Annotated in this window: 21 protein-coding genes and 1 pseudogene; 9 read left to right on the top strand and 13 right to left on the bottom strand. The window is 63.2% G+C overall.

All coding sequences use genetic code 11. The annotated features are described in order from the left end of the window. Nucleotides 1-30: 30 nt before the first annotated feature. The 7 genes from mdh to sdhC form a co-directional block, all read right to left on the bottom strand. The gene (gene mdh / locus FHX14_RS04945; protein WP_003543522.1) at nt 31-993 is read right to left on the bottom strand and encodes a malate dehydrogenase; all 963 of its coding nucleotides are present in this window, start codon (nt 991-993) and stop codon (nt 31-33) included. 176 nt (nt 994-1169) lie between these two features. Further along, entirely contained in the window at nt 1170-2333 is a 1164-nt protein-coding gene (zapE, locus tag FHX14_RS04940; protein ID WP_184376467.1) for a cell division protein ZapE, read from the bottom strand. Nucleotides 2334-2413: 80 nt separating this feature from the next. Then, nucleotides 2414-2926, bottom strand: a complete 513-nt coding sequence (locus FHX14_RS04935; protein ID WP_012559213.1) for a protease inhibitor Inh/omp19 family protein — start codon at nt 2924-2926, stop codon at nt 2414-2416. A 356-nt stretch (nt 2927-3282) separates the two neighbouring features. Next, entirely contained in the window at nt 3283-4062 is a 780-nt protein-coding gene (locus FHX14_RS04930; protein ID WP_003589808.1) for a succinate dehydrogenase iron-sulfur subunit, read from the bottom strand. An 18-nt stretch (nt 4063-4080) separates the two neighbouring features. Then, nucleotides 4081-5922, bottom strand: coding sequence for a succinate dehydrogenase flavoprotein subunit (gene sdhA, locus FHX14_RS04925; protein WP_184376466.1), 1842 nt, complete (start codon nt 5920-5922; stop codon nt 4081-4083). A 7-nt stretch (nt 5923-5929) separates the two neighbouring features. After that, a complete protein-coding gene (gene sdhD / locus FHX14_RS04920) occupies nt 5930-6310 on the bottom strand; it encodes a succinate dehydrogenase, hydrophobic membrane anchor protein (protein WP_003567272.1) in 381 nt (126 codons plus the stop codon). Between the two features lie 10 nt (nt 6311-6320). Further along, nucleotides 6321-6716, bottom strand: a complete 396-nt coding sequence (gene sdhC / locus FHX14_RS04915; RefSeq protein ID WP_047616030.1) for a succinate dehydrogenase, cytochrome b556 subunit — start codon at nt 6714-6716, stop codon at nt 6321-6323. A gap of 312 nt (nt 6717-7028) precedes the next feature. On the opposite strand from sdhC, the gene FHX14_RS04910 reads away from it, so the two are divergent. Beyond that, nucleotides 7029-7565: a hypothetical protein gene (locus tag FHX14_RS04910; protein ID WP_184376465.1), complete on the top strand. Its 537-nt coding sequence runs from the start codon at nt 7029-7031 to the stop codon at nt 7563-7565. Here FHX14_RS04910 and FHX14_RS04905 read toward each other — a convergent pair. The 5 genes and pseudogenes from FHX14_RS04905 to tsaD form a co-directional block, all read right to left on the bottom strand. After that, the gene (locus FHX14_RS04905) at nt 7562-8215 is read right to left on the bottom strand and encodes a methyltransferase (RefSeq protein WP_184376464.1); all 654 of its coding nucleotides are present in this window, start codon (nt 8213-8215) and stop codon (nt 7562-7564) included. The two genes, FHX14_RS04910 and FHX14_RS04905, sit on opposite strands and share 4 nt — an antisense overlap. Next, nucleotides 8212-8638, bottom strand: a pseudogene (locus tag FHX14_RS04900) (EVE domain-containing protein). Before FHX14_RS04900 ends, FHX14_RS04905 begins: the two are co-directional and overlap by 4 nt. A gap of 3 nt (nt 8639-8641) precedes the next feature. Continuing rightward, nucleotides 8642-8935 (bottom strand): YciI-like protein, encoded by a 294-nt coding sequence (locus tag FHX14_RS04895; RefSeq protein ID WP_184376463.1) that lies wholly within the window; start codon nt 8933-8935, stop codon nt 8642-8644. A 9-nt stretch (nt 8936-8944) separates the two neighbouring features. Beyond that, the gene (locus tag FHX14_RS04890) at nt 8945-9928 is read right to left on the bottom strand and encodes an NAD(P)H-dependent glycerol-3-phosphate dehydrogenase (protein WP_184376462.1); all 984 of its coding nucleotides are present in this window, start codon (nt 9926-9928) and stop codon (nt 8945-8947) included. Next, nucleotides 9925-11022: a tRNA (adenosine(37)-N6)-threonylcarbamoyltransferase complex transferase subunit TsaD gene (gene tsaD / locus FHX14_RS04885; RefSeq protein ID WP_184376461.1), complete on the bottom strand. Its 1098-nt coding sequence runs from the start codon at nt 11020-11022 to the stop codon at nt 9925-9927. The genes FHX14_RS04890 and tsaD overlap by 4 nt, the downstream gene beginning before the upstream one ends. 72 nt (nt 11023-11094) lie before the next feature. On the opposite strand from tsaD, the gene hemC reads away from it, so the two are divergent. From hemC to FHX14_RS04855, 6 genes are all read left to right on the top strand, one after another. Then, nucleotides 11095-12024: a hydroxymethylbilane synthase gene (gene hemC, locus FHX14_RS04880; RefSeq protein WP_184376460.1), complete on the top strand. Its 930-nt coding sequence runs from the start codon at nt 11095-11097 to the stop codon at nt 12022-12024. A gap of 7 nt (nt 12025-12031) precedes the next feature. Then, nucleotides 12032-12739, top strand: coding sequence for a uroporphyrinogen-III synthase (locus tag FHX14_RS04875; RefSeq protein ID WP_184376459.1), 708 nt, complete (start codon nt 12032-12034; stop codon nt 12737-12739). A 68-nt stretch (nt 12740-12807) separates the two neighbouring features. Next, complete coding sequence (locus tag FHX14_RS04870) at nt 12808-14115, top strand: COG4223 family protein (protein ID WP_184376458.1); 1308 nt, start codon at nt 12808-12810, stop codon at nt 14113-14115. A 4-nt stretch (nt 14116-14119) separates the two neighbouring features. Next, nucleotides 14120-15724, top strand: a complete 1605-nt coding sequence (locus tag FHX14_RS04865) for a heme biosynthesis protein HemY (protein WP_184376457.1) — start codon at nt 14120-14122, stop codon at nt 15722-15724. Between the two features lie 17 nt (nt 15725-15741). Next, complete coding sequence (locus FHX14_RS04860) at nt 15742-16227, top strand: TerB family tellurite resistance protein (protein ID WP_003589787.1); 486 nt, start codon at nt 15742-15744, stop codon at nt 16225-16227. Next, entirely contained in the window at nt 16196-16969 is a 774-nt protein-coding gene (locus tag FHX14_RS04855) for a glutamine amidotransferase (protein WP_184376456.1), read from the top strand. The genes FHX14_RS04860 and FHX14_RS04855 overlap by 32 nt, the downstream gene beginning before the upstream one ends. Before the next feature lie 22 nt (nt 16970-16991). Here the strand turns inward: FHX14_RS04855 and FHX14_RS04850 are convergent, their stop codons facing one another. Then, nucleotides 16992-18227 (bottom strand): MFS transporter, encoded by a 1236-nt coding sequence (locus tag FHX14_RS04850; protein WP_184376455.1) that lies wholly within the window; start codon nt 18225-18227, stop codon nt 16992-16994. A gap of 139 nt (nt 18228-18366) precedes the next feature. Between FHX14_RS04850 and FHX14_RS04845 the strand changes: the two genes are divergently transcribed. Continuing rightward, nucleotides 18367-18657 (top strand): YggT family protein, encoded by a 291-nt coding sequence (locus FHX14_RS04845; RefSeq protein WP_003543619.1) that lies wholly within the window; start codon nt 18367-18369, stop codon nt 18655-18657. Further along, a complete protein-coding gene (locus FHX14_RS04840; RefSeq protein ID WP_184376454.1) occupies nt 18654-18965 on the top strand; it encodes a DUF167 domain-containing protein in 312 nt (103 codons plus the stop codon). Before FHX14_RS04845 ends, FHX14_RS04840 begins: the two co-directional genes overlap by 4 nt.

Raw genomic sequence — 18965 nt, 5'->3', positions numbered from 1 at the left:
CTATCCCTGTTTGGATTAGTTCAGCGCCATTTACTTGAGGGCAGGCGCGATATTGATGCAGGCTTCGCAGAGACCGGCGACGGCGCCGACGGACTTGTCGAAGGCTTCCTTCTCGGTCTTGTTGAGATCGATCTCGATGATGCGCTCGACGCCGCCGGCGCCGATGACGGTGGGAACGCCGACATACATGTCCTTGACGCCGTACTGGCCGCTCAGGTGAGCCGCGCAGGGCAGAACGCGCTTCTTGTCCTTGAGGTAGGATTCAGCCATCTCGATCGCCGAGGCGGCCGGCGCGTAATAGGCCGAGCCGGTCTTCAGCAGACCGACGATTTCGGCGCCGCCGTCACGCGTGCGCTGGATGATCTCTTCGAGGCGTTCCTTGGTGACCCAACCCATGGTGACGAGGTCGGTGAGCGGAATGCCGCCGACCGTCGAGTAGCGGGCGAGCGGCACCATCGTGTCGCCGTGGCCCCCGAGCACGAAGGCGGTGACGTCCTGGACGGAGACGTTGAATTCCTTGGCGAGGAAAAGACGGAAGCGCGAGGAGTCGAGAACGCCGGCCATGCCGACGACCTTGTTGGCCGGAAGGCCGGAAAACTTCTGCAGCGCCCAGACCATAGCGTCGAGCGGGTTGGTGATGCAGATCACGAAAGCGTTCGGGGCATATTTCTTGATGCCGGCGCCGACCTGCTCCATGACCTTGAGGTTGATGCCGAGAAGATCGTCGCGGCTCATGCCGGGCTTGCGGGCAACGCCGGCGGTGACGATGCAGACGTCAGCGCCTTCGATCGCGGAATAGTCACTGGCGCCCGTCAGGTTGACGTCGAAGCCTTCGACCGGCGAGGACTGCGAGATATCGAGACCCTTGCCCTGGGGAATGCCGTCCGCAATGTCGAAGAGGACGATGTCGCCCAGTTCCTTCAGGCCGGCGAGGTGCGCCAGCGTGCCACCAATCATGCCAGAACCAATGAGTGCGATCTTGTTACGCGCCATTTCGCTGTTTCCTTTGCGATCAAATTCGGTGAACGACGCGTCGAGGCACCGCCCAATGACGCAATCGCATAGACCGAAAGCCTAAAAATGGCAATCCATTAATTTTGATGCAGCATTTTCAATCGTTTAGATACAAAAATTCTTACGTAAACGTAAGATATTCTGTCACCGAATTGTTACTCGGCGGCCCGCTTCTCATGGTGCAGCGCAAGATATTCGGCACTGCGCATTTCAAACAGCCGGGATGCCGTGCGGTCGAATTCAAACCCCTCGGTGCCCCGGCGGTGCAGCAAAAGTTCCTCCGGCATCGCCGCCGCGGAAATGTAAAGCCGCACGGCATGATCGTAGAACGTATCGACCATAATGATGAAGCGTTTGATCTGGTTCCGTTTTTCCGGCCCGAGCAAAGGAACGTGATCGAGGAAGACCGTATCGAAGCGCTCGGCGATCGCCAGGAAGTCGACCGCCCCGAGCGGCCTGTCGCAAAGATCGCTGAAGGAAAATCGCGCCATGCGCTCGACGGCGAGCGGCACGTGGATATGGCGCCCCTTCATCGGAATATCCAGCGGCTGCGCCTTGCGCCCGTGCAGCGCCTGCGTCCAGGACGCATCCATCGCCATGTCGTTATGGTCGTTGATCGGCACCAGATAGACCGGCTGGCTGCTCAGCTTCTCCATCCGGTAATCGGTCGGCGAATCCAGAGTGACGACGTCGACATGCTGCTTGAGAAGGGCGACGAAGGGCAGGAAGAGGCCGCGGTTCAGGCCATCCGGGTAGAGATTGTCGGGCTCGACATTCGAGGTCGCGACCAGCACGCATCCGCGCGCGAAAAGCTCGGAGAACAGCCGCGACAGGATCATCGCATCGGCGATATCGGTGACCGTGAATTCGTCGAAGCAAAGCAGTTCCGCTTCCTCGTAGAGGGCGGCGGCAACCGGCGGCATCGGATCGGCCTGCTTCGTCTCGCCGTTCTTGAGCTTCAGCCGGTGCGCTGCGATGCGGTTATGCACATCCGCCATGAATTCGTGGAAATGCGCCCGCCGCTTCTTTTTGCACGGCGCCATCGAGAAGAACATGTCCATCAGCATGGTCTTGCCGCGTCCGACGCTGCCGTGGATATAAAGTCCCTTGATGCCAGCGGCGGATTTCTTCTTGGCGGCAAACAGCCAGCCAAGCGCGCTCGATTTTGCCGCCGGCCGTTGCTGCTTCAGCCCGGCCAGCACCCGATCCAGGCTTTTGGCCACATCCATCTGGGCGGCATCGACCTGCAGCGCACCGGAAAGCGTCAGCGATTTAAGCTGTTCGCAGACGCTGAGCGCATAATCGGGCATTGGCTGCATGAGGGCATATCCGCCTGTCAGTCATCGGCGGGGCCCGCCGGATCGTTACCGCGCCGGCACTTTTACCGCGCCGGTACTTGTTACCGGCTGAGGCTGATCTGCTGGCCCGTGCTGGTCTGGCCCTCGAAGCGGTTGTCGGCCGTCTTGTAGACGCTGCCGAGCTGATTGCCCGAGCGGTCCTTGAGCAGCACCTGCTTGCCGGCAACCTCCCAGGAGCCCATCGCCGTCAGCTCGCCGACGCAGCCACGTGTGCCGCCGCGCGAGCCGCTGCCGAGATTGGTGAGCGTCAGGAACATGTCGCAGCTGCCATTGACGCGCCAGCTTCCGACCATCGATTCCTTGGTGACATCGAGCGCATTCGCGGCCATGGCGCCGGACTGCGCGCCCGGCATCGGTGCCGTCGATGCCGGCGCCGCGGGGAACTGCGAGTTGTTGACGGGCGGAAGCTGCCCACCCTGAACCGAAGGAACCGGCTGTGCCGTCAACGGCGCCGGCCCGGCATTCGGGCTGGAGTTGTAATCATATGCCGTACGCTGACAACCGGCTAGAGCGAGAGCCACCACCAGACCTGTCATCGCATATCGCAACTGCATCATCATACTCCTGATTTCGGCTAGCGCCGCAGAGAAACGGGCGTGAGACAAGTCCGATTATCGTAACTCGCTTTGGTTAATCAAGTCGGACGGCATAAATTGCCCGTGACAACAACTAACCGAAAAACGATACAGTTCAACTGTCCCGCTGCAAAACTTCCTGCACATAGAATTTGTCAGCAAGGTGTTGGGCGTGCTGATCTCTATCCGGATCCCGGTCGAATTCCCGCAATGTCTGAGAATACCGCTTCAACGCGCGCCGCCGCGTCGCACCAGCACCGACGCGACGCGCGACCTTACCTGCGAAACGGCTTCTCAATCGAAGCCGTCTCTTCAGACATCGGCCTGCACGCCAATCAGACCCGGCGTTCGACCATCATCTTCTTGATTTCGGCGATTGCCTTGGCCGGGTTGAGGCCCTTCGGGCAGGTCTGCGCGCAATTCATGATCGTGTGGCAGCGATACAGGCGGAACGGATCCTCGAGATTGTCGAGACGTTCGCCGGTCGCCTCGTCTCTGGAGTCGATCAGCCAGCGATAGGCCTGCAGCAGGACGGCCGGACCGAGATAGCGGTCGCCGTTCCACCAGTAGCTCGGACAGGAGGTCGAGCAGCAGGCGCAGAGGATGCATTCATAGAGGCCGTCGAGCTTCTGCCGGTCCTCATGGCTCTGCTTCCATTCCTTGGCGGGCGCCGGCGACACCGTCTTCAGCCAGGGCTCGATCGAACGATGCTGGGCGTAGAAGTTGGTGAGATCCGGCACCAGATCCTTGACGACGGGCAAATGCGGCAGCGGATAGATCTTCACTGCGCCGGTGATATCGTCGAGACCCTTGGTGCAGGCAAGCGTGTTCGTGCCGTCGATATTCATCGCGCAGGAACCGCAGATGCCCTCGCGACAGGACCGGCGCAGCGTCAGCGTCGGGTCGATCTTGTTCTTGATATAGAGCAGGCCGTCGAGCACCATCGGGCCGCAATCGTCGACATCGATGTAGAAGGTATCGATCGACGGGTTCTGCCCGTCATCCGGGCTCCAGCGGTAGACGCGGAATTCGCGGGTATTCTTGGCACCGGCCGGCTTCGGCCAGACCTTGCCTTCGCGCATCTGAGAATTCTTGGGGAGAGCGAGTTCAACCATATCCGGTTCCTCTTGAGATCAGTACACGCGAGCCTTGGGCTCGATCTTGTGCGGATCGATGCCTTCCGCGATGAGGTCGGTGTGAACGGGCCTGTAATCGAGTTTGACGTCGCCTGCCTCGCTGACCCAGGCAAGCGTATGCTTGCGCCAGTTGACGTCGTCGCGGCCGGCGAATGCGCCCTCGGTATAGTCCTCGCGGGCATGCGAACCGCGGCTCTCCTTGCGGGCCTCGGCGCCGTAGATCGTCGTGATGGCGTTGGCCATCAGGTTCTGCAGTTCCAGCGTCTCCACAAGATCCGAGTTCCAGATCATCGAGCGGTCGGTCACCTTGATATCACGCATTTCCTGCCAGATCGCCGAGATGCGCCGGCAGCCGGATTCCAGCGATTCCTGCGTGCGGAAGACGGCCGCGTCTTCCTGCATGGCGCGCTGCATCTTCTCGCGCAGTTCCGCCGTCGGCGTGCCGCCACTGGCGTGACGCAGGCCGTCGAAGCGGTCCATGATCTTGTCGCAGGCCGAGACATTCAGATGCGGGATCGGCGCTGCGCGGTCGATGACTTCGCCGGCGCGGATCGCAGCGGCCCGGCCGAAGACCACGAGGTCGATCAGCGAGTTGGAGCCGAGGCGGTTGGCGCCGTGCACCGAGGCGCAGCCGGCTTCACCCACGGCCATCAGGCCTGGGATGATCCGTTCCGGATTGGCGCCGTCGGCGTTCAGCACTTCGCCCCAATAATTCGTCGGAATGCCGCCCATATTGTAGTGAACGGTCGGCAGAACAGGGATCGGCTCGCGCGTGACATCGACGCCGGCAAAGATCTTGGCGCTCTCGGAAATCCCCGGCAGCCGCTCATGCAGCACCGCCGGATCAAGATGGTCGAGATGCAGGAAGATGTGGTCCTTGTTCTTGCCGACGCCGCGGCCTTCGCGGATCTCCAGCGTCATGCAGCGCGAAACCACGTCGCGCGAAGCAAGGTCCTTGGCCGACGGCGCGTAACGCTCCATGAAGCGCTCGCCCTCGGAGTTGACCAGGTAGCCGCCTTCGCCGCGCGCGCCTTCGGTGATCAGACAGCCCGAACCGTAGATGCCGGTCGGGTGGAACTGGACGAATTCCATGTCCTGCAGCGGCAGGCCGGCGCGCGCCACCATGCCGCCGCCGTCGCCGGTGCAGGTGTGAGCAGAGGTCGCCGAGAAATAGGCGCGGCCGTAGCCGCCGGTCGCCAGCACCACCATCTTGGCGGCGAAGCGATGGATCGTGCCGTCGTCGAGGCACCAGGCGACGACGCCGGTGCAGCGGCTGCCGTCTTCCGACATGATCAGGTCGAGCGCGAAATACTCGATGAAGAATTCGGCGTTGTGGCGCAGCGACTGGCCGTAAAGCGTGTGCAGGATGGCGTGGCCGGTGCGGTCGGCAACGGCGCAGGTGCGCTGCACCGGCGGGCCTTCGCCGTAATTCTGCATATGGCCGCCGAACGGGCGCTGGTAGATCTTGCCTTCCTCGTTGCGCGAGAACGGCACGCCGTAATGCTCGAGCTCATAGACCGCCTTCGGCGCTTCCATGGTGAGGTACTGCATGGCGTCGACGTCGCCGAGCCAGTCGGAGCCCTTGACCGTGTCGTAGAGATGCCACTGCCAGCTATCGGGCGTCATGTTGCGCAGCGAGGCGGCAATGCCGCCCTGCGCCGCAACCGTATGCGAGCGGGTCGGGAATACCTTGGTGATGCAGGCCGTGCGAAAACCCTGCTCGGCCATCCCCAGCGTGGCGCGCAGACCGGCGCCGCCGGCGCCGACGACGATCACGTCGTAGGAATGATCGACATATTTGTAGGCCTTGCCGTTCTGGGCGGGTGAAGTCGGTGCCATATCGAGCTTATCCTACGAATGCGATTTTCAGAATGGCGAAGAGACAGAGGCCGGCGATCAGGATCGCAAAGAAGGTGTTCAGCATTAAGAGAGCGATCTTGCCGAATTCGCCGTGCACGTAATCCTCGATGATCACCTGCATGCCGAGCTTCATGTGGATGACGCCTGAAATCACCATCAGCCCCATGACCACGGCAACGAACGGGTTCGACAGCGCGCGGACCACATCCGCATAGGGTGCGCCGGCATAGGCGATCATGAAGAAGAGAAAGAAAAGGATGAGCGGAACATTGGCGACGGCCGTCAGACGCTGGCGCCAGAAATGGTCCGTGCCGTCCTTGGCGGAGCCGAGCCCGCGAACCTTGCCGAGGGGGGTGCGCATATCCATGAGAGGACCTTCAGAAGCGAATGAGGAAGCCGATCACCCAGACCAGCACGGTCAGACAGAGCGACCCGATGATGTTGGCGATGGCGAGCTTGGTCGAGAATTCCTTCCCGAAGCCGTAGCCGAGGTCCCACATGAAGTGGCGGAAGCCGCCGAGCATATGGTGCAGCAGCGCCCAGGTATAGCCGAGCAGCACGAGCTTGCCGAGAAGGCTGCCGAGCACCCAGTTGGCCCAGTCATAGGAGCCCTGGCCGCTTGCCGCCGCGATCAGCCACCAGGCGACGAGCAGCGTCCCGACATAGAGCGCGCCACCGGTAATGCGGTGGACAATAGACATGATCATGGTGGGAATAGGTTTGTAAATTTGCAAATGCGGCGACAGGGGCCGGTTATTTGTCACGTTCGCCATCAGAACCTCGCGGCGGCTTCTCTGCGCTCCCGGATTTCGGAGCATGCTCAGTCAACCACACGATGACGTCTTCTCTGTGTGCGTTGCATCAATTGCGACGTTTAATCACCGGAAACGCCGACGACAAGCACAATCGCTGTCTTGCCTTAATTTAATCGATTGGGGTTACCACGAAATTTGCAGGCTAACGAAACTGGTGTTTTCGGCTCAATAATTGGGCCGTTCTCCTGAGCTGCATGGACAAGCTGCCGCTTTTGGCGCAATCTGGCGTTAACGATTTGTTAACGATCGGAATTCCGGAGGCCGGCGTCCATGTTTCGCAGTCTATGCGCACTCACCCTGCTTGCGCTCGCCGCGCTTGCCGTGCTCCCCGCCACCGCCGGCGAGCGCCGTGTTGATCATCGCTTCACCGACCGTCGCTTTCCCGATCAACGCTTCCCCGATCAACGCTTCCTTGCCCATCGCCACGCCCTTCACAACGGATTGTTTCTCGGCGAACGGGCAAGCTGGCGCGATCGCGGCATCCGTTTCAACGACAGCTATGGCCGCCGGCACGGCAGAGAGCGGATGCCGTTCTTGAAGCAGTTTTCATCGGCGGCAACCAATCGCGTCGCTCGCGGCGGCCTGATCATCACCGCACCCCAGCCGCCGGGTGGCGACAGCGGCGACACCTATGCCGGCTCCTATGCCTATCAGGTCGACGGCGGAACTTATGTCGGCGGCAATGGATACGGATATTATCCCGCACCGCGGCCCGAGCCGCTGGCCCCCAAGGCAAAGGTCATCGACGTCGCCGTCCAGGACGACCCCTGCACCTACGAGGCCAATGTCTGCGTCATCCGGCCCTAAGATCTTGAGCCGAACCGCCACACCGTCGTCTTCTTGATTTCGCTGTCTTCAAGCGCCCGCGTCACCGGCACCTGGTAAACCGCGCAGAATTCCAGCCGATCCCGAGGCAGGTAGCTGCGGCCGGGATCGCCGACCAGCACCGGCATACCCTCCTCCGCCAACCTCGAGAACCAGGGAATGAGCGCATCGGCAAAAGCGCGGTCGTAGAAGACGTCGCCGGCAAGCACGATATCCGCATCGACGGTTTTGCCGATCAGATCGGCGCCGGCAAATCCGAGCGCAACGCCATTGGCCGCGGCATTCAGCCGGATCGCGCTCTCCGTCCAGGGATCGATATCGGCGGCCGTCACCTCAAGGGCGCCCGCCATCGCAGCCGCAATGCCGACGAGGCCGGAGCCGCTGGCGAAATCCAGCACGCGCTTGCCGCGCACCATCTCGGGATGATCGAGGATGTAGCGCGCCAGTCCCTGGCCGCCCGCCCAGGCAAAAGCCCAGAAGGGCGGCGGCAAGCCGATCGCCTCCAGCTCCTCCTCCGTCTTCAGCCAGAGTTCATGCGCTTCACTGGCCAGATGGAGAGAGATCTCCGGCACATGCGGCGGCGCCATCACGCTGGTATTGGCGCGGATAAAGGCTTCCGGATCGGTTTTCAACGCGGCGGATTGTCCAGTCCGCCCATACGGCAGACTTCGGCCCATTCGTCATCCGTCACCGGTTGCACGGAAAGGCGCATGGAGGTGACGAGCGACATCTTGGCGAGCTTTTCGCTCGCCTTGACATCCTTCAGCGTCACCGGCTTCGGCATGTCCATGACGGCGCGGGACGCAATCCCACTTCGGATCGCCCTTGGCGGTGGAATCGGGCTGCGACAGGGCTGAGACTTCGACGATCCCGACGATCTCCAGCCCATCATTGGAATGGTAGAAGAAGCCCTTGTCGCCGATCTGCATCGCTCGCATGTTGTTGCGCGCCAGATAGTTGCGAACGCCGGTCCATTCCGTGCCCTTTTCGCCGGCCGCCTTCTGCTGCTCCCAGGACCAGGAGGCAGGTTCCGATTTATAAAGCCAGTGCGCCATGCCTCACGCCTCCGGCTTGTTGAAGACCCAGTTGTAGGCCTTGACCTCGACGCTTTGGAACAAGCCGGCCTTGGCATAAGGATCGGCATCGGCAAGCGCTCGCGCCGCCTCCTTCGTCTCCGCTTCGACGATGATCAGGCTGCCGCAGGCCTTGCCCTCATCATCGAGAAACGGGCCGGCGATCTTCAGCGTGCCCTCGGCGTTCAGCCCGTTCAGATACTCAAGATGCGTCGGCCGTGTTTCCATGCGCACATTCAGATGGCCCGGTTTGTCCTTGCAGAGAAGGGCGAAAAGCATGTCTGTCTCCTATTCGGTGGTAATGGGGCGCGTCATCAGCTGCTCGATCGCTTCTGCTATATCGAGCCTGCCGTCGATGATGGCGGAAACGGCGTCGGTGATCGGCATGCTGACTGCAAGCTCCGCGGCAAGCCGCGAGGCGACGGAAGCGGCAAGCGCACCTTCCACCAGCGCGCCCTGCAGCGGATCGACCTTTTCGCCGCGTCCGAGCGCGATGCCGAAGCGCAGGTTGCGCGATTGATGGCTGGTTGCCGTCAGCACCAGATCGCCGAGACCGGAAAGCCCGCGCACCGTATCGGCCTGCCCGCCCTTGGCGACGACGAAGCGCGACATTTCCGCAAGCCCGCGCGCAATCAGCGCCGCACGGGCGGAATCGCCGATGCCGCCGCCTTCGACGATGCCACAGGCGATCGCCAGCACATTCTTCAATGCGCCGCCGAGCTGCACGCCGATGCGGTCGCTGGAGGCATAAAGCCGGAAGGTCCGGCCTGATATCGCCTGAGCGAGCCGCTCGGCGACTTCCATATCCTCAGCCGCGATCGCCATCGCCGTCGGCAGGCCCTTGGCGATATCGGCGGCAAAACCCGGGCCGGAGAGCACAGCGACGGAATGGTCCGGCAGTTCCCGTTCCAACATGTCGGTCAAAAGATTGCCGGTCGCCCGCTCGATGCCCTTGGCGCAGGTGACGACGATGGCATCCTTGGCGAGATAAGGGCCGTATTGCCGGGCCGCATCGGCCTGCGCCTGCGACGGCATGGCAAAAAGCACGATGGATGCGCCGGCGATCGCCTCCGGCTCGGCGGCAAATTCCAGCGTATCGGGCAGGTTTATGCCGGGCAGTGCTGCATCATGCAGCCGTTCGGCCTTCAGATCTGAAATCAGCGACGGATTGCGCCCGACAAGCGTCACCGCGCTGCGGCCGGCAAGGGCGATGACGGCGGCGAGCGCCGTTCCGAAAGCTCCCGATCCGACGACGGCAATGTTTTCGCTCATGCCTTGGCCCCCCTCTTGCCGAAACCGATCAGCGTTTCCGCATTGGAATCGAGCGGCCAGCGCGAACGCGGCTGGACGTCGAGCGGATCCGGCGCAGCGCCCGTCACCATGCGCTCCAGTCCCGCCCAGGCGATCATCACCGCATTGTCGGTGCAGAGGTGCAGCGGCGGCGCAATGAAGCGGAAGCCGTTTTTGTCGCAGAGTGCCTGCAGCGTGCCGCGCAGTTCGAGATTGGCGGCGACACCGCCGGCAACGACGAGCGCCGGCTTCTCATTAGTCGCGGCGAATTCCGTCTTGAACCGCTGCAGGCCACGGCCGATGCGGTCCTTCAGCGTCCGCGAAATTGCTTTCTGGAACGAGGCGCAGATATCGGCCACGTCCTGATCGCTGAGCGGGGCGATATCCTGTGCCGCCTGCCGCACCGCCGTCTTCAGCCCGGAGAAGGAGAAATCGAGCCGCGCCTCGCCGACCAACGGCCGCGGAAACGCGAAGCGGTCGGGATTGCCGTCCCGCGCCATGCGTTCCACCGCCGGGCCGCCGGGATAGGGCAGACCGAGCAGCTTTGCCGTCTTGTCGAAAGCCTCGCCGAGCGCATCGTCGATCGTCGTGCCCCAGCGCTGATACTCGCCGACGCCGCGCACCAGGATCAGCTGGGTATGGCCGCCGGAAACGAGCAGCATCAGATAGGGAAAGGCAAGCCCATCGGTCAGCCGCGCCGTCAGCGCATGGCCTTCGAGATGGTTGACCGCATAGAGCGGTTTGCCGGCGGCCCTCGCGATCGCCTTGCCGGTCATCAATCCCACCAGCAGCCCGCCGATCAGCCCCGGCCCTGATGTGGCGGCGATGGCGTCGACCTCATCAAGCGACACATTGGCGCGCTTCAGCGCCTCCTCGATCAGCTCGTCCAGCGCCTCGACATGGGCGCGCGCCGCAATCTCCGGCACCACGCCGCCATAGGCGCTATGCTCGTCGAGCTGGGACAGCACCACGTCGGAGAGCACATTGGCATTTCCCTCCGCATCGCGCTCGACGACGGCAGCCGCGGTCTCGTCGCAGCTCGTTTCGATGCCAAGGATGCGCAGAAAGGGAACCATGAGGCCTGTTCGTTGATTGCGATGGGATGGAAACCCGTTTACGAGAACTCCGGTAACAACGGAACTGAGCGGATGCAAACAAAACCTTTCCGGATCGGCACGCGGGGCAGCCCGCTGGCGCTTGCCCAGGCGCATGAGGCCCGCGACAGGCTGATGGCGGCGCATCATCTGCCCGAGGAGATGTTCGAGATCGTCGTGCTGACGACCAAGGGCGATCGCATCACCGACCGTTCGCTGGCCGAGATCGGCGGCAAGGGCCTCTTCACCGAGGAGCTCGAACAGCAACTTGTATCCGGCGAGCTGGATTTCGCCGTGCACTCAGCCAAGGACATGCCGACGAAGCTGCCCGACGGGCTCCATCTCTCCGCCTATCTGCCGCGCGAGGATATCCGCGACGCCGTCATCGGCCGCACCGCGCCCAAACTGATCGACCTGCCGCATGGCGCCACCGTCGGTTCCTCATCGCTGCGCCGCCAGGCGCTGATCCGCCGCATGCGGCCCGATATCAATGTCGTGACCTTCCGCGGCCTGGTGGAAACGCGCCTGCGCAAGCTCGAAGAAGGCCAGGTCGACGCCACCTTGCTGGCCCTTGCCGGCCTGAAACGCCTGGGCAAGGTCGAGGTTCTCACAGATATTCTCGACCCCGACACCTTCCCGCCGGCGCCGGCGCAGGGGGCGATCTGCCTCGAAAGCCGCATCGGCGATACTCAGATCGACGATCTGCTGGCGCCGGTCAACGATGCAGCGACCTTCGACACCGTCTCCTGCGAACGCGCCTTCCTCGCCGCGCTCGACGGCTCCTGCCGCACACCGATCGGCGGTTATGCCGTCTGCGAAGGCGATCTGATCCGCTTCTCCGGCCTCATCATCACCCCCGACGGCCGCAGCCAGCATGCGGTGACGACCGACGGCCACCGCCGCGATGCGGCCGCACTCGGCACCCGCGCCGGCCAGGACGTGCGCGCAAGGGCCGGCAGCGCCTTTTTCGACGACTGGCACTGACGCGGCCATGCGCGTGCTCGTTACCCGCCCCGCGCATTCGGCTGAAAAAACCGCACAACGTCTGCGCGACATGGGCCACGAGCCGCTGCTGCTGCCTCTGCGTCGGCCGGTGCACGACAGCATTGCTGCCGCGGCCGCGCTTGCAAGAACCAGCGGCGCGATCGCCGTAACCAGCGCCGAAGCCGTCAGGGTCCTCTCCGCTCTCGGTGAGCAACTCCGTCCGCATTTTGCCCGCCCGCTTTTCGCGGTTGGTGAGACGACGGCGGAGGCAGCGCGCAGCCTCGGCTTCGGTTCGGTCGCTTCATCTACCGGCAATGGCCGCGATCTCGCCGAGCTGGTCGGCGCCCAGGCAGCGGACGGCCTGCTCTACCTTGCCGGCACGCCGCGCGCGGAAACCTTCGAAGCCGGATTGCGCCAACGCGGCATCGGCTTTTCCGTCGCTGAATGTTATCGCATGCAGCCTGTCGTCCCCGGCCAGGCCGAGATCGAAGCGATTTTTGCGGGCGGTCGGCCGGACGCGGTTCTCTTCTACTCACGGCAAACGGCCGACGATTTTTTTGGCGTGGCGGAACTCCGTTTGGCCCTGCGGGAGGAAAGCGGAATCCGCCTTCTCTGCCTCAGCGAGGCGGTGGCGCAAGCCATCCCGGCGGCTTTGAAAAAAAATGCGGCGATTGCGCCGATGCCGGATGAGAAAAGTCTTTTGTCGCTGCTTTGAATGCTTTAGCCGCCCAAATTTGATCTAACCTCTTCCCTTAATTGGCATCACTGTCTAGTTTCGTTGCAATGCAGGATAAAGAGGACCTCATGGTATCGGGAAACCCGCCACGCCATTCGAAGAGCGCCGACGAGCCGGTCACGATCGACCTCGAAGCACAGGATTTCGCCTCTGCAGCCGATACCGAAAAGCCGGTTGAGAAGGATGTCGGCGACGCCGACAACAGCACCGCCGATGCCGGCGTGACGCCCGAAACCGAGGCTGCGCCGCAGTTCGAACAGGCACGAACCGAGCAGGAACAAGCCGAACACGAACCAGCCGAACAAGAGGACCAGCCTGCAACGGATGCGCCGGAGGAGGAGCCGGCAGCCCCGGAGCCTGCCTTCGCGCCGCCTCCCGAACAGCCGCGGCGCGCCGCCACCTCCGGTCTGATCGCCGCCGGCATCTTTGGCGGCCTGGTGGCGCTGCTTGGCGCCGGCGCCATTCAATATGCCGGCTATCTCCCGGGTTCCTCCGCGCCGCTGGCGACATCGCCTGACATCGCCGATCTTACCGGCGAGATCGATGGCTTGAAACAGACCGTTGCCAATCTTGCCGCCAATCCGGCGAGTACAGATGACGGTGCGCTTGAAAAGCGTATCGCCGCGCTGGAAACGACTGCCAAGGCGCCCTCAGCCGCCGCACCGGCCGATTCGGCGAATGTCGAGGCACTCAACCAGAAGATTACCGAGCTGACCGGCCAGGTCGACCAGCTGCGCGCCACCCTGGCCCAGTCTTCCGAGCAGCAGACGACGAGCGGCGCCGATATCGCCAAGCGTCTCGACGAGGCCGAAAAGAAGTTGAATGAACCGCGCGAGGATGTCGCCGTCGCCCGGGCGATCGCGGCCGCCGCCCTCAAGGCGGCGATCGATCGCGGCGGGCCTTTCCTGGCCGAACTGGATACATTCGCCGGCGTCGCCCCTGACGATCCCGCCGTTGCCGACCTCCGAGCCTTTGCCGAAACCGGCATTCCCTCGCGCGCCGAACTCATGCGTCAGGTTCCCGATGTCGCCACGGCGATCGTCGAAGCCGTTAACCAGCCGGATCCGAACGAGAGCTGGTCGGACCGGCTGATGTCGAGCGCCAAGTCGCTGGTATCGGTCCGTCCCGTCGGCAATATCGAGGGCGATAGCGTCGAAGCCATCGCCGCCCGCATGGAGGACAAGGTGAAGAGCGGCGATTTGCCGGGCGCTTCCGCCGAATGGAACAACCTGCCGGCTCCCGGCAAGCAGGCGTCCGCCGCCTTCAAACAATCGCTCGAAGCGCGTATCCGCGTCGAGGAACTGGTCGGCGGGGCGCTGTCGAAAGCGGTTTCCGGCACCGGCAAGGAGGGATGAGACCATGCTGATCCGCCTTGTCGCCTTCGCCCTCTTCGTGCTGCTTCTCGCCTATGGCTTCTCCTGGCTCGCCGATCGTCCCGGCGACCTCTCGCTGATCTGGGAGGGCCAGATCTACCAGACGAAACTGATCGTCGCCGCCAGCGCGATCATCGCTCTCATCGCCGCCGTGATGATTGCCTGGTGGTTCGTCCGCCTGGTCTGGACCTCGCCGCATTCGGTGACGCGGTATTTCCGTGCCCGCAAGCGAGACCGCGGTTATCAGGCGCTGTCGACCGGCCTGATCGCCGCCGGCGCCGGCAATGCGGCTCTCGCCCGCAAGATGGCGGCCCGCTCGCGCGGCCTCATCCGCGCCGATCAGGAGCCGCTGATCAGCCTGCTCGAAGCCCAGGCCGCTCTGATCGAAGGCCGCTACGATGAGGCGCGCGCCAAGTTCGAGGCCATGGCCAACGATCCCGAGACACGCGAACTCGGTCTGCGCGGCCTCTATCTGGAGGCCCGCCGGCTCGGCGCCAACGAGGCCGCCCGGCAATATGCCGAGAAGACTGCCGACACCGCGCCTTATCTGCCCTGGGCCGCACAGGCGACCCTCGAATATCGCAGCCAGGCCGGCCGCTGGGACGATGCGATCCGCCTGCTCGAACAGCAAAAGGCCGCCCGTGTCGTCGAAAAGGCCGACGCCAACCGTCTGCACGCGGTCCTGTTGACGGCGCGCGCCGGCGAGAAGCTGGAAGGCAACCCGGCCGGCGCCCGCGACGACGCGCAACAGGCGCTGAAGCTCGCCGCCGATTTCATTCCGGCAGCCCTCATTGCCGCAAAGGCGCTGTTTCGCGAAGGCGGGGTGCGCAAGGCCGCCTCGATCCTCGAACAGGCATGGAAATCGGCACCGCATCCCGAGATCGGCCAGGCCTATGTCAGGGCCCGCAGCGGCGATTCCACGCTCGACCGGCTGAAGCGCGCCGAACGGCTGGAGGGGCTGCGCCCAAACAACGTCGAATCCCTTCTCGTCGTCGCCCAGGCCGCACTCGACGCGCAGGAATTCGCCAAGGCCCGCGCCAAGGCGGAAGCGGCCGCCCGTATGCAGCCGCGTGAAGCCGCCTTCCTGCTTTTGGCCGACATCGAGGAAGCCGAGACCGGAGACCAGGGCCGCGTGCGCCACTGGCTGGCCCAGGCGCTGAAAGCCCCGCGCGATCCGGCCTGGGTGGCTGATGGTTTCGTGTCGGACAAATGGCTGCCGGTGTCACCGGTGACCGGCCGCCTCGACGCTTTCGAATGGAAGGCGCCCTTCGGCCAGATCGAGGGTCCGCTCGAAGACGGCTCAGTGCCGCCCATCGAAACCGCCCTGAAGACCTTGCCGCCGCTGCGCGACGTCAGGCCGGAAAGCCCGGTCAACGACCATCGGATCATCGAACTGGAACGCGCCGCGACGATCGCTGAGGCTGTGCGCCCGACGCCGGCGCCGGCAAAATCGAAGCCCGTCGAACCCGTCAGCGGCAAAACGCCCGCACCGGGCGAAGCGAAACCTTTCTTTGGCGGCCTGCCGGATGATCCCGGCGTTCGCGACCCCAGGGTGGACCCGGAACCCAAGACGCGGCTCCGCCTTTTCTGAAATGGAACGAAAACCGCATGTTCGAACGCTTTCAGGCATTCTTCCAGAAGCTCACCGCCGATCACCCCAAGAAAGGTTTTGCCCCTGATGATCCGCGCATCGCAGTGGCCGCCCTCTGTATGCAGGTCATGGAAGCCGACGGTCAGATCAAAGCCAGCGAGAAGAAGCGGCTGCGCAAGCTATTGAAGGAGCAATATGCGCTCGACGGCAAGCAGCTGGATGCCCTGATGGCGGCCGGCCTTGAGGCCGAAAGCACTGCCGTCGACTATTATCGCTTCACCGCCGACCTGAAACGCCACCTCAATACCGAGCAACGGCTGGAGCTGATCGGCATTCTCTGGGACATCGTCTATGCCGATGGCGAACGCAGCGAAATGGAGGACCATGTGATCTGGCGGATCGCCGATCTGCTCGGCGTCTCCTCGCGCGAGCGCATCCAGAAGCGGCAGGAGGCGGCCGCCAGGGTGACGGATGTCCGGGTTGCACAAGATGATAGCGACTGAGCAAAAGCCGGACCGCGACAGGCGCCCGATCCTCATCGTCCTGCATCAGGAACGGTCGAGCCCCGGCCGTGTCGGCCAATTGCTCGTCGAAAAGGGCTATCGCCTCGATATCCGCCGCCCGGTTCTCGGCGAACCGCTGCCGACGACGCTTCAAGACCATGCCGGCGCCGTCGTCTTCGGCGGGCCGATGAGCGCCAATGATCCTGACGACTTCGTCAAGAAGGAGATCGGCTGGATCGACATTCCGTTGCGGGAAAAACGCCCCTATCTCGGTATCTGCCTCGGCGCGCAGATGCTGGTGCGTCATCTCGGCGGCAAGGTCCAGTCGAATGCCGACGGCTCGACGGAGATCGGCTGGTATCCGCTCCACCCGACGGAGAAGGGCCGCCTGCTGATGCATTGGCCGAAGATGGTCTATCATTTCCACCGCGAAGGCTTCGAACTGCCGCACGGCGCCGATCTGCTGGCCGAAGGCGATACCTATCCGAACCAGGCCTTCCGCTATGACGGCAACGCCTGGGGCCTGCAGTTCCATGCCGAACTGACCCGGGTGATGATGCATCGCTGGGTGGTGCATGGCGCGCACCGCTTCATCCTGCCGAACGCCCAGCAGGGCCGCGAACATCTCGAAGGCCGCATGCTGTTCGACGCGCCGCTGAAAGCCTGGCTGAGCGAATTCCTCGATATCGTCTTCGAGGGCAAACCGGCAAAGGCCGCCTCTTCGATCACGCTTCCCGCGTAAAATACTGCGTATCCGCGCTATCTCACGTGCTGGGCGCGTCGAGCGTATCGATCCGGCGCAATTTGGGGAAACTCGAAGCCCAGATCGCCGCCACCGCCAAAGTCCCGATTCCGCCGATAACGACCGCCGGCACCGCGCCGAAGATCGATGCCATCGTGCCCGCCCTGAATTCGCCGAGTTCGTTCGAAGCGCCGACGAAGACCATGTTGACCGCATTGACGCGGCCGCGCAGCTGATCCGGCGTCCAGAGCGCAATCAGGCTCTCGCGCACATAGACTGACACCATGTCGGCCGCCCCCATCAGCGCCAGCGCCGCGATCGAGACCTCGGTGTTGGTCGACATGCCGAAGACGATGGTTCCCAGGCCGAACAGGGCAACACCGATGAACATGTAAATGCCGGCGCGGTGTTTGAGCGGATAGGCGGCAAGGAAGATCGCCATGACGATGGCGCCTAGCCCAGGTGCCGCGCGCAGCAGGCCAAGCCCCCAGGGGCCGAGCGTCAGGATATCGCGGGCGAAGATCGGCATCAGTGCCGTCGCGCCGCCGAGCAGCACGGCAAACAGATCGAGCGAGATCGCCCCGAGCACCACCTTCTCGGCGCGGATGAAACTGAAGCCGCCGAGGATCATCGCCCAGCTCTTGGCCTCGCCCGTCGTCTTCTGTTCAGGCTTCGGGATCATGTAGAGAAGAGCCGCCCCGAGGATGGAAAAGATCACCGCCACCGTATAGGCGGTCGTCGCGCTGACGCCGTAGAGCAGACCGCCGATCACCGGCCCGGTGATCGCCGCGAGCTGCCAGGACGATGAATTCCAGGCGATCGCATTCGACAGCGCATGCTCCGGCACGAGATTGGGCGCGAGAGACTGCACCGCCGGCGACATGAAGGCGCGTTCGATGCCGAAGATCAAAAGCACGGCGAAAACCGGCAGGGGCGTGAAGGTCCCCATTACAGTCATGATCAGCAGCGCCAGCGTGCAGAGCGCACTCACCAGCGAGCAGAGGGCGGCGATCGCCCGGCGATTGTACCGGTCGGCCACCGAACCGGTGACCAGCATCAGCAGCAGCGACGGCAGGAACTGCACGAGACCGATCAGGCCGAGATAGATCGCCTTGCCTGTCTGGTCGTACATCTGCCAGCCGACGGCGACGCTGACGATCTGCTGCGAGAAGGACAGCAGGAAGCGCGCTAGGAAGAACCGCGTGTAGGACGAATGCCGGAACGCGGCAAAACGGTCTCCGGTGGGCGAAAACGACATGGATGTTTTCCGAGGAGACGGGCGCGGGAATAGCTGCAAGGCCGCCCGTTAAACATGATTCACCGCGCGTTCCCACACGGCACTTGCTCGTTTAGTCGCCAATGTCTACATGTCTGTCAACAACGAATTGGAGAAGACGATGTTTGCGCTGTTTCAAACCATTGATTTGGCTTTGAATATTTACACCTGGATCCTGATTGCCAGTGCCATTTTTTCCTGGCTGTATGCCTTTAACGTCATCAACTCCAGCAATCAGTTCGTCAATTCGGTCGGCACATTCCTGTATAACGTCACCGAACCGGTGCTGAAGCCGATCCGCAGCCGGTTGCCGAACCTTGGCGGCATCGACATTTCGCCGATCATCCTGCTGCTGATCATTTTCTTCCTGCGCACTTTGCTTTGGACAACGCTGTATCCGCTGGTCGCTTGAGCCGTCCCTGGAACCTTTTCGATGATCATGTCCGCTTCGCCGTCCGGCTGACGCCGAATGGCGGGCGTGACGCGATCGATGGCATCGAGGCGGATGGCGAGGGCGAAAAGCACCTGAAAGCGCGCGTCACATCCGTCCCGGAAAAGGGCAAGGCCAACAAGGCCCTGATCCTTTTGATCGCCCAATCGCTGCGCATCCCCAAATCCAGCATCAGCCTCGTCTCCGGCGACACCGCGCGTAAAAAAATCCTCCGGATCGATGGCGACCCGGAGGATTTGGCAAAAAGGCTCGAAACCTTGTTAGGCTGA

It is taken from the genome of Rhizobium sp. BK619, assembly GCF_014195245.1.
Taxonomy (GTDB): Bacteria; Pseudomonadota; Alphaproteobacteria; order Rhizobiales; family Rhizobiaceae; genus Rhizobium; species Rhizobium acidisoli.
The sequence above is the reverse complement of the archived record's forward strand: the minus strand, read 5'-3'. Positions and strand labels throughout refer to the sequence as shown.

What these genes read in the sequence shown, in the direction of transcription:
- mdh (WP_003543522.1), bottom strand. Translation starts at nt 993, where the DNA reads ATGGCGCGTAACAAGATCGCACTCATTGGTTCTGGCATGATTGGTGGC.
- zapE (WP_184376467.1), bottom strand. Translation starts at nt 2,333, where the DNA reads ATGCAGCCAATGCCCGATTATGCGCTCAGCGTCTGCGAACAGCTTAAA.
- FHX14_RS04935 (WP_012559213.1), bottom strand. Translation starts at nt 2,926, where the DNA reads ATGCAGTTGCGATATGCGATGACAGGTCTGGTGGTGGCTCTCGCTCTA.
- FHX14_RS04930 (WP_003589808.1), bottom strand. Translation starts at nt 4,062, where the DNA reads ATGGTTGAACTCGCTCTCCCCAAGAATTCTCAGATGCGCGAAGGCAAG.
- sdhA (WP_184376466.1), bottom strand. Translation starts at nt 5,922, where the DNA reads ATGGCACCGACTTCACCCGCCCAGAACGGCAAGGCCTACAAATATGTC.
- sdhD (WP_003567272.1), bottom strand. Translation starts at nt 6,310, where the DNA reads ATGGATATGCGCACCCCCCTCGGCAAGGTTCGCGGGCTCGGCTCCGCC.
- sdhC (WP_047616030.1), bottom strand. Translation starts at nt 6,716, where the DNA reads ATGGCGAACGTGACAAATAACCGGCCCCTGTCGCCGCATTTGCAAATT.
- FHX14_RS04910 (WP_184376465.1), top strand. Translation starts at nt 7,029, where the DNA reads ATGTTTCGCAGTCTATGCGCACTCACCCTGCTTGCGCTCGCCGCGCTT.
- FHX14_RS04895 (WP_184376463.1), bottom strand. Translation starts at nt 8,935, where the DNA reads ATGCTTTTCGCCCTTCTCTGCAAGGACAAACCGGGCCATCTGAATGTG.
- FHX14_RS04890 (WP_184376462.1), bottom strand. Translation starts at nt 9,928, where the DNA reads ATGAGCGAAAACATTGCCGTCGTCGGATCGGGAGCTTTCGGAACGGCG.
- tsaD (WP_184376461.1), bottom strand. Translation starts at nt 11,022, where the DNA reads ATGGTTCCCTTTCTGCGCATCCTTGGCATCGAAACGAGCTGCGACGAG.
- hemC (WP_184376460.1), top strand. Translation starts at nt 11,095, where the DNA reads ATGCAAACAAAACCTTTCCGGATCGGCACGCGGGGCAGCCCGCTGGCG.
- FHX14_RS04875 (WP_184376459.1), top strand. Translation starts at nt 12,032, where the DNA reads ATGCGCGTGCTCGTTACCCGCCCCGCGCATTCGGCTGAAAAAACCGCA.
- FHX14_RS04870 (WP_184376458.1), top strand. Translation starts at nt 12,808, where the DNA reads ATGCAGGATAAAGAGGACCTCATGGTATCGGGAAACCCGCCACGCCAT.
- FHX14_RS04865 (WP_184376457.1), top strand. Translation starts at nt 14,120, where the DNA reads ATGCTGATCCGCCTTGTCGCCTTCGCCCTCTTCGTGCTGCTTCTCGCC.
- FHX14_RS04860 (WP_003589787.1), top strand. Translation starts at nt 15,742, where the DNA reads ATGTTCGAACGCTTTCAGGCATTCTTCCAGAAGCTCACCGCCGATCAC.
- FHX14_RS04855 (WP_184376456.1), top strand. Translation starts at nt 16,196, where the DNA reads ATGTCCGGGTTGCACAAGATGATAGCGACTGAGCAAAAGCCGGACCGC.
- FHX14_RS04850 (WP_184376455.1), bottom strand. Translation starts at nt 18,227, where the DNA reads ATGTCGTTTTCGCCCACCGGAGACCGTTTTGCCGCGTTCCGGCATTCG.
- FHX14_RS04845 (WP_003543619.1), top strand. Translation starts at nt 18,367, where the DNA reads ATGTTTGCGCTGTTTCAAACCATTGATTTGGCTTTGAATATTTACACC.